The organism is Phaeacidiphilus oryzae TH49, from assembly GCF_000744815.1.
GTDB lineage: Bacteria > Actinomycetota > Actinomycetes > Streptomycetales > Streptomycetaceae > Phaeacidiphilus > Phaeacidiphilus oryzae.
On the sequence record NZ_JQMQ01000005.1, the window covers coordinates 5,974,072 to 5,988,329 of the forward strand.

Annotated in this window: 9 protein-coding genes and 1 pseudogene; 4 read left to right on the forward strand and 6 right to left on the reverse strand. The window is 73.8% G+C overall.

The features are described 5' to 3' along the window. Positions 1-2: 2 nt before the first annotated feature. From BS73_RS30260 to BS73_RS40535, 6 genes are all read right to left on the reverse strand, one after another. On the reverse strand, positions 3-2,486 hold the full coding sequence (locus BS73_RS30260) for a TraM recognition domain-containing protein (RefSeq protein ID WP_051941154.1): 2,484 nt from the start codon (positions 2,484-2,486) through the stop codon (positions 3-5). After that, positions 2,483-4,273, reverse strand: coding sequence for a VirB4 family type IV secretion system protein (locus BS73_RS30265; protein ID WP_200886740.1), 1,791 nt, complete (start codon positions 4,271-4,273; stop codon positions 2,483-2,485). The genes BS73_RS30260 and BS73_RS30265 overlap by 4 nt, the downstream gene beginning before the upstream one ends. Continuing rightward, positions 4,270-5,187, reverse strand: coding sequence for a PrgI family protein (locus tag BS73_RS30270; RefSeq protein ID WP_051941155.1), 918 nt, complete (start codon positions 5,185-5,187; stop codon positions 4,270-4,272). Before BS73_RS30270 ends, BS73_RS30265 begins: the two co-directional genes overlap by 4 nt. Next, complete coding sequence (locus tag BS73_RS30275; protein WP_037577629.1) at positions 5,187-7,121, reverse strand: hypothetical protein; 1,935 nt, start codon at positions 7,119-7,121, stop codon at positions 5,187-5,189. The genes BS73_RS30270 and BS73_RS30275 overlap by 1 nt, the downstream gene beginning before the upstream one ends. After that, positions 7,118-7,465: a pilin gene (locus BS73_RS30280; RefSeq protein ID WP_037577630.1), complete on the reverse strand. Its 348-nt coding sequence runs from the start codon at positions 7,463-7,465 to the stop codon at positions 7,118-7,120. The genes BS73_RS30275 and BS73_RS30280 overlap by 4 nt, the downstream gene beginning before the upstream one ends. Positions 7,466-7,763: 298 nt before the next feature. After that, positions 7,764-8,567 carry a hypothetical protein gene (locus tag BS73_RS40535; RefSeq protein ID WP_037577631.1) on the reverse strand — a complete coding sequence of 268 codons (804 nt, stop codon included), beginning with the start codon at positions 8,565-8,567 and terminating at the stop codon, positions 7,764-7,766. Between the two features lie 501 nt (positions 8,568-9,068). Between BS73_RS40535 and BS73_RS30290 the strand changes: the two genes are divergently transcribed. The 4 genes and pseudogenes from BS73_RS30290 to BS73_RS30305 form a co-directional block, all read left to right on the forward strand. After that, complete coding sequence (locus BS73_RS30290; RefSeq protein ID WP_037577632.1) at positions 9,069-9,836, forward strand: hypothetical protein; 768 nt, start codon at positions 9,069-9,071, stop codon at positions 9,834-9,836. Positions 9,837-9,883: 47 nt separating this feature from the next. After that, positions 9,884-10,846, forward strand: a complete 963-nt coding sequence (locus tag BS73_RS30295; RefSeq protein ID WP_063837093.1) for a TRM11 family SAM-dependent methyltransferase — start codon at positions 9,884-9,886, stop codon at positions 10,844-10,846. A 383-nt stretch (positions 10,847-11,229) separates the two neighbouring features. Then, positions 11,230-13,290: a recombinase family protein gene (locus tag BS73_RS30300; protein ID WP_161789720.1), complete on the forward strand. Its 2,061-nt coding sequence runs from the start codon at positions 11,230-11,232 to the stop codon at positions 13,288-13,290. Then, positions 13,194-14,135 (forward strand): annotated as a pseudogene (locus tag BS73_RS30305) (amidohydrolase family protein); the annotation flags it as partial. The gene BS73_RS30300 and the pseudogene BS73_RS30305, both read left to right, overlap by 97 nt. Between the last annotated feature and the right edge of the window lie 123 nt (positions 14,136-14,258).

A 14,258-nucleotide genomic window follows, 5' to 3' on the forward strand; every position in this document is an offset into this window, starting at 1 on the left:
CATCAGGAACTCCTGTTCTTCTTGGGCGGGGTGGCGGCGCCGGAAGCCTGTCGGTGGCGCGTGGGCGCGCCCGGGCCGAAGTTGCGGCGCGAGGCGTGGCGGGCGGCGGTGGCCCGGCCGCGGACGGGGGCGGGCAGTGGGTCGGTGCGCAGGGTGAAGGCGGGGGTGTTGGCGGCGTCGGCGACGAGGCGGGCGGCGGCCTGGTAGGCGCCGAGGTGGGAGAGGTCGTGGGCGGTCAAGTGTGGGGCGACGTGGCGTTCCAGGGCGCGGGCGTCCTCGGGGGAGGCGTTGAAGAAGACCTTGCTGCGGGCGTTGGCGGAGATGCCTTCGCGCAGGTCGGTGGGGAGTTGGGCGAGGTTTTGGTGGGCCAGGACGAGGGAGAGGCGGTAGCCGCGGGCCTCGGCGAGCATGTCCTCCAGCGGGTACGGCAGGGTGAGGAAGTTGTGCGCCTCGTCGAGGATCAGTGCGGCGTCGCGGCGTTGGTGTTCGCCGGCGTCGGCGCGGTGGGCGGCGGCCTGCCAGGTCTTGGCGACGATGAAGGAGCCGAGCAGGCGGCAGGTCTCCTCGCCGAGGACGCCCTTGGGCAGGCGGATCAGGGCGATGCCGCCGTCCAGGACGTGGTCGAGGTCGAAGGTGGAGGGGCCGGAGGCGATGGTGTCGGTGACGAAGGAGCGCAGCAGGAAGGCGCGGAGCTTGTTCATCAGCGGGCCGATCGCCGCCGCGCGGGAGGGTTCGGAGAGTTGTTCGTACCAGGTCCAGAAGCCGCGCAGGGTCTTGTCGGCGCCGGACAGGCCGGCCACGGCGCGGTGGCGGTAGGGGGCCTCGGTCAGCAGGCGGGGGATGTCGGCGAGGGTGACCTGGGCTCCGGCGGTGGGGCTGGTCATCAGGGTGAGGCAGGCGGCGCGCATCACGTCGTCGGTGCGCGGTCCCCAGAAGGCGGTGAAGATCCGGCGGAAGATGCCGACCAGGTTGTCGGTGACGACGTCGGCGGCGGCGCGGTCGCCCTCCAGGACGTTCAGCCGCGGGGGCGGGGCGTGGTCGCCGGGGTCGAGCAGGACGGTGCGGTCCAGGGCGTGCTCGGGGAGGCGGGAGAGGAGGTCGAGGACGAGGTCGCCCTTGGGGTCGACGACCAGGACGCCGCGGCCGGCGTCGGCGTCGGCGAGGGCGAGCTGCGCCAGCAGGGTGGATTTGCCGGAGCCGGTGGCGCCCATGATGTGCAGGTGGTGGCGGGCGTCGGGGACGGCCAGGCCGATGCGGCGCGGGGGTCCCAGCTCGGCGCGGCCCAGGGGCTTGACGTGGGGGCCGGGGGCGGGGATCGGGATGGGCGGGGCGGTGGAGCGGGCGCCGGCCCGGGCCACGCCGGGGGCGTCGACGTCCAGCGGGAGGTGGGCGAGGGCGGCCAGCTCGGGGACGGACAGCAGGTCGCCGCGCAGCGGGAAGTGACGGGCCGTCATGACCTGGTAGGGGTGGGGCAGGCGGTGGCGCGCGTACCAGTTGCGGCCGGAGTAGACGGCGAAGCTGGAGGCGGTGGCGTGCGCGAGGGAGCGCGCCCGGCCGCGCGCGCCGGACGGGTCGCCGTCGGCGCCGGTACGGGCGGTGGCGGCGTAGCGCAGACAGGTCTCCCATTGCGGGCCGGCGGCCTTGGTGAGGGCGGCGCGCAGGTGGGGGCCGTGTTCGGGGTCGAGGGCGTGCGGGCTGCCGGTGCGCTGGGGTTGGTGGGTGAGCCAGTCCAGCAGGGCGGTGGCGCGGTGCGGGCCGGTGCGGCCGCTCTTCCAGGCGCGCAGCCGGTGTTTGGCGCGGGCCGCGCGGGCGCCGGTGGCGGGGCGGGCAAGGACCTGCACGGTGATCTCTTCGCCACCGGCCACCGCGCTGCCGGCGGCCAGGAGCGCGCGCAGCGGGTCCGTCTCGTGCTGGTGGTGCAGCGGCAGGATCTCCGGTCGGGCGAGGCGAAGGACGCCGCCGGTGGTGTGCACCGGGCCCGGCCGGTGCGGGTCGGGCGGGGGTGCGGCACGGGGCGGAGGGAGGGGACGGGGGCGGGTGTGGGCTCCGGGCCAGGCCGCCTCGACGGCGCGTTCCAGCAGGACGGGCGGCAGCGTCCCGGGGGCCCACAGGCACAGGGCGAGTCCGCGGGTGGTGAAGCGGTACTCGAGGACGAGGTGGGTCTGGCGGCCGGCGGCGCGCGACCACCACGGGCGCAGCAGTCCGACCAGGTGGGACCAGAAGGCCTCGGCGGCGGACGGGTCGATCTCGGGCGGGGCGAGGATCTCGGTGAGGTAGCCGTCGGCGGTCAGTCGGCGCTGCGCGCGGTGGTGCAGGAGGCGGCGTGCGGCCGCGGTGAGCGCGTACGTGCCGGCGGCGGTCGCGGCGAGGGCGGGGGCGTGCGCGGTGAGTGCGGGGGCGAGGTGCTGGGGCCAGCGGCTGAGCGGGCCGGTGGGGTCGAGCAGCCAGCGGCCCAGCGGGCCGCCGCCGGTCGCGGTGTGGTTCACGTCTCCTCCTGGTGGATGCCGGTGAGCAGGAGGTCCTCCTCGCGCGGGGAGGCGAGGGAGCGGAACGCGGCCCGCTGGCCGGGGCCGGCGCACAGCAGGGCCTCGCCCGGGGCGGCGGAGGCGAGGTAGGCGGCCTCGCCGGCGGAGAGGTGGAAGGCGTCGATCACCGCGTCCAGGGCCTGGGGGGACTGGCGGAGCAGGATCTGGGTGGCGGCGTTGGCGGCCACCGCCCTGCCCAGGTCGGTGGCGAGGACGTCGGCGACGTCCTGGGTGACGACGGCGAGTCCGGCGCGGTGCTTGCGCGCGGACTTCGCCATCCGGAACAGGAAGCTCGCGCCGTGTCCGTCGCGCATCAGCTGCCAGGCCTCGTCCACGACGACCAGGCGGCGGCGCGGGGCGGCCGGGTCGGTGACGGTGCGCCAGATCCGGTCCAGGGCGAGCAGGGTGCCCGCCCCGGCGAGCTCGTCGGGCAGGGCTCGCAGGGAGTAGGAGACGAGGTGGCCGGCGGGCGCGGTGGTGGTGGGGCCGGTGAAGAGCTGGGCGTGCGAGCCGGTGGTGAACGGGGTGAGGCGGGCGGCGAGGGCGGCGCCGGGGGTGCTGCCGCCGCGAGTGCTGTCGCCGGGGGCGCCGTCTCCGCCGGGGACTGTGTCGCCGTCGGCGGCGAGGTGGCGTTGCAGGTCGGCCAGGAGCGGGGCGGGGCGGGCGTGGGTGCGGATGTCGGTGGTGATGCCGGCCTCGCGGTAGGCGGCCAGGACCGCCCGGTCCAGTACGGCCCGCTCGTCGGCGTCCAGGGCGCTGCCGAGCAGCACGGCCAGGAAGGTGTGGGCGAACAGGGCGCGGCGCATGAGCGCCTGCTCGCCGTCGGCGCGGTCCAGGTCGAGCGGGTTGAGGTGGACGCCGCCGGTGCCCAGGGCGATGACGGTTCCGCCGGCGGCGCGGGCCAGCGCGGTGTACTCGTCCTCCGGGTCGACCAGGTGGGCCTCGACGCCGGTGTAGAGCTGGCGCAGCACCTCCAGTTTGGTCAGGTAGGACTTGCCGGCGCCGGAGCGGGCGAGGGTGAGCGAGTTGTGGTTGTCCAGCGCCCAGCGGTCCCACAGCAGCAGCGAGTCGCCGCCGGTGATCCCGTACAGCACGCCGCCGCAGGGCGGGGTGGGCAGGGCGGGGGAGGAGAAGGGGAAGGCGGCGGCCAGGGCCGCGGTGTCCATGGTGCGGGCGGCGCCGATCTCGTCCAGGCCGAGCGGCAGGCAACTGGTCCAGCCCTGCAGCGGGCGCCAGGTGCAGGGGGCGGTGCGCAGCAGCATCGACTCGGCGATGGCGCGCACCGCGGAGACCTCGTCGGCGAGTCGGGCCTCGGTGTCGGAGTAGACGGTGAGGTAGAGGGCGGTGCGGAAGAGCTTGCCCTCGCCGCGGGCGACCCGCCAGGCCAGCTCGGCCGCGTCCTCGGCGGCGGCCTCGGTGTCCGGGTCCTCCAGCCGGCCGTGCCGCCAGGTGACGCGGCGCTCGGACTCCAGGCGGGCGCGGCTGCGGCGCAGCCGGTCTGCGGCGACCGCGGCCGGGACGGGTTCGATGTGCACGGCGAGGTCGAGCCGTCCGGGGTAGGACAGAAGCGGGTCCAGCCAGCCCGGCCCGACCTCCGCCGGGTAGCCGGTGACCTGCAGCGGCGCGGCCAGCAGATCGCCGACGGCGAGATGGCGGGGCGCCAGTTGGACGCTGTCCGGGCCCAACATCGGCTCGGCCGGGGCCGGTTGGTCGGTCGGCGGGAAGAGGCCCGCGAGGAAACCGGTCATGCAAGGACTCCAGGGGCGATCACGGGGCGTCCGGGCAGCGCCGGGTCGGGACTGGGCGGCGGGGCGGCCGGATCGCACGCCGCCTCCAGCGCGGTCCACGCGGCGCCGGCGTCCAGCGGGGTAACGGGGACCTCGGCGGCGGCCAGCAGCCCGGAGCTCTCCGCGGCCCGGGCGTGCAGGCGCGCACCGGCCGCCGAGTCCGGCCCGGATTCGCGGTGAACGAGCAGGACCTGACGGGTCAGCAGGCAGGGCTGCTCGCCGAGGGCGGCGAGGAAGGCGGCGTGGTCGAGCGCGGCCTGTTCCAGCAGCGGATGCGGCAGTCCGCGGGCGGCGTGCTCCAACTCGCCGATCCGAGCGGCGAGATCGAGACGGTGGGCACGTACCAGGATCTGCACCGGTCCGGTCAGGCCGTTCAGCCAGCGGCCCATCGCGCCCAGCAGTCCGCGCTGCTCGGCGCGGGTGCGCAGGGCGAGGTTGACGGTGCCCGCGCGGCTCAGCAGCGCCCGAGTGCCGTCGGCCAGGGCGAGGACGCCGTCGTCGGCCACGGAGATGATCGGCAGCCGCAGCGCCGCCAAGGGGGCCGGAAGTTGCTGGGGGGCGGAGGTCGGGACCAGGCGCTTGGAAGAGCGGTGGTGGCGCAGCGCGGCGGCCAGCCAGCGATCCATGCCCACCCCGTCCCGCCTGGCGAGCACCACCGCGGCGGCCACGGCCAGCACCAGGCCCGCGCCGACCGCGTAGAAGAGCGGTGGTACCCACGGCCGACCCGCCTGCCAGCCGATCCACAGCGCCGCGCCGACGGCGCCGAGCTGGACGCATTGACGGGTGGTCAGATTGCCGATCAGACGGTCCTGGTGGTCCACCGCCGGGATCTTCACCAGCGACTCCCACGCCTCGTTCTCGCTTTCGCGGGCCATCAGCTCCTCTTCCTCTTCTTCCTTCTCGTGCTCGCGGGGTGCGCTGTCTGGTGGCGGTAGGGGCGGGGCGGTTCGGAGGCGTCGTCATCCATCGGGGGACGCAGCCGTACCGGTCTGGGCCGGGGCGCCGGCGGCGATCCGGTGGTCGGCGGCACGGGCGGGCTGCCGGGGGTTGGGTGCGGCGGTGCGGAACCGCCGGCCGGCGTGCCTGCCGTTCCTGTCGGGGCATCGGGGTCTGGCGTCGGTCTGGTCCCGGGCAGGCCCGGCTGCGGCGGTACCCCGGAGGGCGAGGGCGGAGACGACGGGGCGGAGGTGGATCTGCCCGGACCGTCGGCCGACGGTCCCGTTCGGGTCCCCGGGCTTCGGCCGCGTCGCTTCGCCCCTCCGCTCGCGGGACTGCTCGGTGCGCCGCGAGGCGGGCTGGCCGGTACGGGCCCTCCGCCGGGAGCGGCGCCAGGACCACTACTGGAGGGCGCGGTGCCGGGAGCGGGCCCCGCCGGTCCGCCGCCGCCAGGCGCTGCGGTGGGGTTACCAGTACTTCCGGAACCGCCGGGCACGGCAGGGGAGTTGGGCCCGCCTGCTGGGCCGCCGGGGCTCCTGGGGCCCCCTCCGGAAGGGGGAGAGCCGCCGGGCCCAGGCCTCTGCGGCCCACGGCCGGGGCCCCGGGCCCGGCCGGAACCGGCCCGGCGCCTGCCCGTGAAGCCGAGGAGCCCGCCGGACATGCCGGCCCTCCCGGCCAACTGGGCGCCGAGTCCGTACACGCCGAAGGGCCCGAGCAGCATTCCCAGGGCGACCTTGCGCAGGAGGTGGAGGGAGCCGCGCGGGTTGCCGAGCGTCTGGTGGATCGGGTTGGTGATCAGCGACCGGGTCCAGGCAGGGATCTTCAGCAGCAGGTACAGGCAGGCGCCGAGCACCAGCAGGTTCACCAGCGAGGCGGCGTTCGGCTCGCCGTACAGCGGGTAGTTGGCGGGGTCGAGGGTGACCTTGACCGCGGTGAGGAAGACGATCGCCTGCATGATCTGGATGGCCAGGACCGCGGTGAACGCCCGCCACCACATCCGCGCCACCGGCTCGGTCCCCGGGGTGGCATGGCAGGCCAGCGCCAGCGGGGCGGCCACCACCAGGACGGTGAGCACCGCGATCCGCACCACCAGGGTGAGTGCGAGGGCCAGCCCCAGCGCGGCGACGATCAGGCCGAGGGCGACGGCGTACAGCGGGGCTGTGGTCGAGTTGACGTTCGTCACCAGCCCGACCAGGGTCCCGGCGAGATCGTCCGGGGTGATGCCGTCCCCGAACACCGCCTGCGCGATCGCGTTGGCCAGGGTGATGGCCTGATGGGTCAACAGCAGCGAGAGGTTGGCGGCCAGCATCCCCCAGGCCAGCCGCGGCAGCAGCTCCCGCAGCGGGTAGCGCTGCTGGATGGTGCCGTGTCCCATCGCGAGCACTGCGGCGGCGAGCACCAGCAGCCCGTACAGCGAGCAGGCCAGCAGCCGCAGCCCGTCCCACAGTTCGCGCACCCGCGGCAGCACGGTCGGGTCCGGCGCGGCCAGCAGCAGCCGCACCACCGTGTTGAGGATCGGGGTGATGCTGGAGGCCAGCAGGTCCGCGAGGAACCCGGTGATCGCGGCCTTGATCTGTCCGGGGATGTCGAACGGGTCCGAGCCGCCCGGCTGGGGATTGGGGGAGGCCGGCGGGGCCAGTCCGCCCCCGGCGGGCGGGGCCGGCCGCGACTTGTTCGGCTCCGGGGCCGGGTGGGGGTTCGGCGAGGGGCCCGGAGAGGGGGAGGGGACCGCCGTGGCGCCGGGCGCGGGCGATGACGGCCCCGGGCCCGCCGGGGCCGCGGCAGCCGGCGGAGCGGCGAGCAGCAGGGCAGTCAGCGCGACCAGCACAGCAGCGAACTCGGCGACCCCGTGCGCGGGGCGGCGGGACGTCATGCGCCGACCAGGCCCTTGAGGATCCCCACCAGGACCGGGGCGAGAATGGCGAGCATGTAGCCGATCGCGGCCGACTTCAACGCCGTCTTGGCTTTCTCCACCTCGCCCGGGTCGCCCCCGGCCATCAGGTAGCGCAGCCCGCCGATGGTCAGGAACAAGGTCGCGAGCGCGGCGAGCAGACCGACGATCCAGTGGGTGATGTTGGCGATCGTCTGATCCACGCTGTTCACCGCGAGCAGCGAGACGGCGTACGCGGACGGGCAGTTCAGCAGACCCACGACACCCGCAACCACTGGGCAGGCGAGGACGACGGAGGCTGCGGGCGGATGGCGGGGCACGGGCATCGGACCACGCTCCTGCGAATGCACGGACGGATGGACAAGCGGGGGGAGGAGTTGGAGTCGGGGCCGGCATCGGGGCGGCGGCAGAGGGAGAGGTGACAGGCCGGTCCGGGGCGCACGACGCGGGCCGGGCGCGGACGAGAGCGGGCCGCGGGCCCTCACCTCCCTCACGGGATCGCGGTGCGGGCGGCGTGGAGGGGTGTCAGCGCCTCCCGGCGGACCCCGCTCCCGTCCGCGGCGGCCTGGCGCACGCCCCGGACCGGGCCTGTCACCTGCTAAAGCGCTCTCAGGGGCCCCGGCATCAACCCTCGATCAAGTGCTCGACCTCGGTGAAGGCCAGCGCCCCGGAGGTGATCGCGCTGGCCAGCCGGGCCTCCGCACGGCGCCGCCGCTTGTCGATCGCCTGCGGGGACATCCCGGCCTGTTCGGCCAGTGTTCGAGTCGACACCCCGCCCAGGCGGTAGTCCCCGACCAGCGCCGCGTCCCGGGCGCCGATCACCCCCTGACGCACCGCCAGCGACAGCAGCGCGTCCGGATGGATCGGCTGCCGCCGCGCCTCCGCCGGCGCGTCCGCCAGCTCCGCCTGCCGCGCCGCGAGCACCGCCTCCCGCTCGCGGTAGGTGCGGGCCGCCCGATCCGCGGCCCACACGACCCGCGCCGGGATCCTCCCGGCCTCCTCGGGCGGGGCCTGCCGGGCCACCGCCAGCGCGGACCACGCCGCTTCGATGATCACCTGCTGCAGGTCGAGGTTGTGCCCGGGCAGCATGCGGCACACCCGCGCGGCCACCCGGCGCAGACCCCAACCGACCATCCCCAGACAGGCCAGCCGCCACGACTCCGCCTCCGGCCCCTCCCCGCCGGCCAGTTCGCTCAGATGCCGCCAGATCGCGGTGCGCGCCGGATACCCGAGCGAGGGATGCAGCAGCAGCGAGCGCAGCGTCACCACGTCCACCTCCTCCTGCGGCAGCCCGGCATGCAGATGCCCGATCTTCACCGTCAGGGGTTCCGGACGCGCGGCCAGGCACTGGAACTCCAACTCCACCCGCCGCAGCGGCTCCACCGCCGCCCCCGCGGACTCCGGCACCTGGTACGAGAAAGCGCTCATCGGCGCGACTCCCCTCTGGGACGGGCGACCCGGGCGGCCGCCTCGCCACCAGATCGCCAGAGCCCATCCGGACAGCCCCCGGATCACCTCCGGACAGCCCGCGCCCGCTCCCGGGACGGGTCCGGGAAGGCTTCGGGACGCGATCTGGACGACACCCCGCCCGCCATCCAGAACTCACCCAGATCTCGGCGCTGACCAGCGCAAACCCTGCCCGTGCCCGCCGAGTTCACCACCCCGGACGGTCCGCCCGAAAGATCCCGGAACTTCACCCGCGCCTCGACTTGCCACCCTGCCCGGACCCGCCGCCACCCGCCCGGCGTTCGTATGACTTTCCCCCGATCACCCAGCCCGTTGTCCGAAACCGCCGCCCCGGCCACGTTTTAGGGATCGTCAGCGCCTTCCCGGCGACCGCCGGGCCCACCGCACATGACCCGACCCACCCCCGGCTCAACCCCTGCCCCTGCCCCCGGCACCGGCACCGGCCGTAGCCCCCACCGCCCCGTGACCGGAGCCGACCGCCGCGCCCGCGAACGCGCCGCCCAGCGTGCCGCCGCCCACCGCCGCCCCACCCCGATCACTGTCTGGCTCACCCAGCCGCCCACCGGCTGCTGCCCGCACTGCGCCGACCCGACCGCCGCAGCCTGCGCCCACCGCATCCCTCTGGACCTGGCCGCCCAGCTGGTCACCGCCTTCACTCGCCCCGGCGACCTCGTCTACACCCCCGACGCCGGCAACGCCGCCCTCCCCATCGCCGCTGCCTGCGCCCGCCGCCGCGCCCTCGCCCACGCCCCGACCGCCGAGGCCGCCCGCCGCACCCACGCCGCCATCCATGAACACGCCGCCGACGCCGCCGCCCTGGCCGCCGTCCGCCGTGCCGAACCCCGCGCCCTGCCCGACCTCGCCGCCCGCGCCCGCACCCGCGCCGCCCTGGCCGTGCTGGCCCCGCACCACCCCGCCGCCCCGGCCGACGTGGCCTGCCTGGCCGAGGCCTGCGCCCGCAGCCTCGCCCCGGGCGGCGTCCTGGCCCTCATCTCCCGGCAGAGCGCCGGCGGCCCCGAACTGGCCGGCCACCTGGTCACCCACGCCCAGGCCACCGGGCTGATCTACCTCCAGCACATCGCCGCCGTCGAGGCCGAAGCCCGCGGCGAGACCCTCCACCCCCGCCCCCGCCCCCGGCATCAGCCCGGCGACCACGGCCCCGGCTGCGCCTGCGCCCGCCCCGGCCACCGGCTCGTCCACCACGACATCCACATCCTCCAGGCCCCCTGACGCCCCGCCAGCCCAGCCTCTCCCGCCCGCACCACCCCGGAGGACCCGTGTCCCAGCACCAGCCCCACCGCGGCGACACCCGCGACATCGACGAGCTGCCCACCTCGGTCTGGCTCACCGCCCAGCAGGACTCCCGCACCCAACGCACCGGCCGCTACCTGCCCGCCGCCATCGCCCACCCCGGCAAGATGCTCCCCGCCATCGCCCGCCACGCCATCCGCGCCTACACCCGCCCCGGCGACGTCGTCCTCGACCCGATGTGCGGCATCGGCACCACCCTCGTCGAGGCCGCCCACCTCGGCCGCCACGGCGTCGGCATCGAACTCGAACCTCGCTGGGCCGTCCTCGCCCGCGCCAACCTCCAGCACGCCCACACTCAGGGCGCCGAGGGCGCCGGCACCGTCTACCGCGGCGACGCCCGCGACGCCGACCGCATCGTCAACCCCGAACTCCACGGCACCGCCCGCCTCCTGCTCACCTCACCCCCCTATGGCCCCTCCACCCACGGCCACGTCCGCTCCAGCCGCGACTCCGGCAACCCCGGCGTCGCCAAGTTCCACACCGACTACGGTCACACCGCCGGCAACCTCGCCGACGCCCCCACCGACGAACTCGTCGACGCCTTCACCGAGATCCTCCGCTCCAGCCTCCCCCTCCTCGCCGACGACGCGATCGTCGCCGTCACCGCCCGCCCTTGGCGCCGCCGCGGCGAACTCGTCGACCTCCCCGCCGCCGTACTCGCCGCCGGCCGCGCCGCAGGCCTCGTCCCCCTGGAGCGCTGCGTCGCCCTCCTCGCCGCCGTCCGCGACGGCGACCTCGTCGCCCGCCCCTCCTTCTTCCAGCAGAACAACGTCCGCGCGGCCCGCACCAACGGCGTCCCCCTGGCCTGCATTGCGCACGAAGATGTGCTGGTCATGGCGGTGTCGACCGATGGGTCCCACGAGCGAGCCCGGTGCTCGGAGGCGCCGCACACCCCGTTCGCTGAACGATGCCTCCGGGCATCCCGATGAGCTCGCGGTATCGGTGGTGATCCCTGTCGGCGGGCAAACGAATGGGGAGCGGCCAGGGGACTCCGCAGGTTCTACCTCGGCCGAGAAAGAATCGACCTCACCTGAGTCCGCGCCGGAGGTGAGCGCGGCGGGCTGCTCACCCCCGACGGTTCAGCGCTGCTGGCGTCACCGTGACTTCTCGCCGCGTGAGCGGGCGCAACTCGCGGAAATCCTAATCAGCGGGTTGCTGCGAGAGTTGCCGGAGGGGTTTGTCCAAGAATGCGGGACACCGTAGAGCGTCAGCCCGCTGACGCGTATGGTCCATGGAGCTCGCCGCCCCCGGGTTCGCACTGTCGGCCTGGGGGCTCGCCATGGGATGAAGGGGAAGAGCTATGCCTCGTACGATGCCTCATCGCGATCACGGCCTTGGTCCGCGGGAATCGACGGTCGCGATCTATCTGCGCGTTTCCTCCGCGAAGCAGCTCCGTGGGTACGGTCTCGATGTCCAGCTCGACGAGTGCCGGGCCTGGTTGGACTTCCGCGTCGGAAAGGGCAAGTACACCGCCGAGGTCTACACCGACGGTGGTGTGTCCGGGAAGCTGGCTAACCGGCCCGGACTGGACCAGCTCAACCAGGACGTGGCCGCCGGCAGGATCGGCCTCGTGGTGTTCGGGAAGCTGGACCGGATCGGCCGTACGATGAAGCACATTCATCGCTGGGTCTACGACACCACCGATCTCGGGGTGCGCATCGCGACCGCCGACGGGCGGATTGACAGCGATGACGAGATGTTCGGCATCCAGCTGAGCCTGCTCGCCTATATGGCAGAACTCGAGCACGCCATGATCCTGGACCGGACGGTCGGCGGCCGGGAGAAGAAGCTGGCGGCCGGAGGATGGCCCGGCGGCGTCGCGCCCTTCTGGCTCAAGCTGCCGCCCCCGGGAGTCGTGGCCGTGCCCACCCTGCGACCGGAAAAGGTCAAGCTGCTTGAGACGGCGGCCAGGCTGATCGTCGACGAGCATCACAACGGTGAGCAAGCAGCGCGTGCCCTGAACGCACTGGAGATGACCACCGCACGCGGGTTGCCCTGGTGCGGGGCCACCCTCATCCGTACGTTCAGGGAGACCGCGCTGGACGGCTACATCATCTACCGCAACACGGAGCGGGTGCACGGCACGACTCTGCGCCGGGACGCCGAGGGAAACCCGCTCTACGGTGAGACGACGCACATTCCAGTTCCGATGCCGCTGCCCGCCGAACGCGTGGCCCAGGTGCGGCGGGCGCTGGACCAGAGGTCGTTCCGCACGACCAGACTCAAGCAGTACATCCTGTCAGGCCGCATGCAATCGCCCTGCGGCTGCAAGTACGTAGGAAACCATCGCGCTGAGCGCGATCGGACCACATACCGGTGCACCGGTCGGAGGTCCACCCCTCCGTGCAAGTGCCGGGAGATCCTCGCAGCCCCGATGGAGCGCCTGGTGTGGTCGGAAGTCAGCCCGATCATTGGCGACGCGAAGCATCTGGCGGCACTCGCCGCGGAGTGGCTCGGCTCGGTGCCTGAACGAGCGCAGGCCTATCGCGAGCGGATCGCGGAGCTGGACGCGCAGATCGAACGGAGCCGCAACACACGGAAGCGGAAGCTCATGGGGCTGGCCGCGGCTTTCAGCGCTGCGGCCGACAGCGCCGAGGACGGCACTGATGAGGACATTCAGCGCGCGATCACGGAGATGCGGCTGGAACTCCGGGAGAAGGAGAGGAAGCTCGTCGCGATGCGGGAGGATACCGCCGCCCGACTCGGTGACGCGGAAGCGCAGGAGACCCGGGCTAAGGAGATCCTCGGGCTGATCTCGAAGGCGGCTCCTCGGCTGGCAGATCTGGCGTACGAGCAGAAGTGCGAACTCCTGGATCTGCTCGATGTGCGCATTCAGATCACCAGCGACCACTCCGGACAGCTACGCCCCGCGGGCTGTCCGTTCGAAGAGTGGTTCAGGTCCCGGGACGCGCTGGTGCCACCACCGCTGAGCGATGAGCAATGGCGGCGAGTCGAGGGATGCTTCCCGGCACCCAGGAAGGCCAGGGGAGTCATTCAACCGAGGGTGGCGTTCGAGGCGTCCTTGATGAAAGTGCGGGACGGGCTCCAGTGGACAGATCTGCCGACGTCGTTCGGGCGTCAACTCAGCGTGTATCAGCGGGCGCTGACCTACTTCCACGACGGAGAGTGGGAGCAGGCCGTCCGGGCGCTCGGGGATTGCGGGGGGACGCCGGTGCCTCGGCGATATGTCTTGCCCGGCTTCAAGATCACAGGGTCCTTCGACATGCGTCTCCGCCGGGAATCGACGAACACATGTGAGGGGCCCGGCCAGCATGTTTCAAGCTCTTCACCGCGTACCCCGGGGTCTTCCTCTCCGACGACGGGCAGATCCTGCGGGCGATGCAGCGGGCCGCCAGGAACGGCGGGCTGGTGATGACCCACGCCGAGAACGGCCTCGCCATCGACGTCCTGGTCGAACAGGCCCTGGCCCGGGGGGAGACGGACCCGCGCTACCACGGCGAGGTCCGCAAGGCCCTGCTGGAGGCCGAGGCCACCCACCGGGTGATCCGCCTGGCCCAGGTCGCCGGGGCGCCGGTCTACGTCGTCCACGTCTCCGCGCAGGAGGCGGTGACCGAGATCGCCCGGGCCCGCGACGACGGCCTCCCGGTCTACGGCGAGACCTGCCCGCAGTACCTCTTCCTGTCCACCGACAACCTCGCCGAGCCGGACTTCGAGGGCGCCAAGTACGTCTGCTCCACCCCGCTGCGCCCCCGAGAACACCAGGCGGCCCTGTGGCGGGCCCTGCGTACCAACGACCTCCAGGTGGTCTCCACCGACCACTGCCCCTTCTGCTTCAAGGGCCAGAAGGAGCTGGGCCGCGGGGACTTCTCCAAGATCCCCAACGGCATGCCGGGCGTGGAGAACCGGATGGACCTCCTCCACCAGGCCGTGGTCGACGGCCACCTCACCCGCCGCCGCTGGATCGACATCGCCTGCGCCACCCCCGCCCGGATGTTCGGCCTCTACCCCCGCAAGGGCACCATCGCCCCCGGCTCCGACGCCGACATCGTCATCTACGACCCCAACGCCCGCCAGACCCTCTCCGCCGCCACCCACCACATGAACGTCGACTACAGCCCCTACGAGGGCAAGGAGATCACCGGCGCCGTCCACACCGTCCTGTCCCGAGGCGTCCCCGTCATCACCGACCACGAGTACGTCGGCCACCCCGGCCACGGCGTCTTCCTGCCCCGCAGCCTCACCCGATACCCGGGATAGGCACGCAGGTGGTGGGTCCGTTCGATGACCTGCCATTGACGCGGTCTGGTGGGCGTCGGCGCTGACGCTCACGTCGGTGTCGGCGCGGGTGCGATCGGATGGCTGGATGGGCAGTGTCTCAGC

Coding starts and splice junctions, on each gene's coding strand:
- BS73_RS30300 (WP_161789720.1), top strand. CDS start 11,230: ATGCCTCATCGCGATCACGGCCTTGGTCCGCGGGAATCGACGGTCGCG.
- BS73_RS40535 (WP_037577631.1), bottom strand. CDS start 8,567: ATGAGCGCTTTCTCGTACCAGGTGCCGGAGTCCGCGGGGGCGGCGGTG.
- BS73_RS30265 (WP_200886740.1), bottom strand. CDS start 4,273: ATGACCGGTTTCCTCGCGGGCCTCTTCCCGCCGACCGACCAACCGGCC.
- BS73_RS30275 (WP_037577629.1), bottom strand. CDS start 7,121: ATGACGTCCCGCCGCCCCGCGCACGGGGTCGCCGAGTTCGCTGCTGTG.
- BS73_RS30270 (WP_051941155.1), bottom strand. CDS start 5,187: ATGGCCCGCGAAAGCGAGAACGAGGCGTGGGAGTCGCTGGTGAAGATC.
- BS73_RS30280 (WP_037577630.1), bottom strand. CDS start 7,465: ATGCCCGTGCCCCGCCATCCGCCCGCAGCCTCCGTCGTCCTCGCCTGC.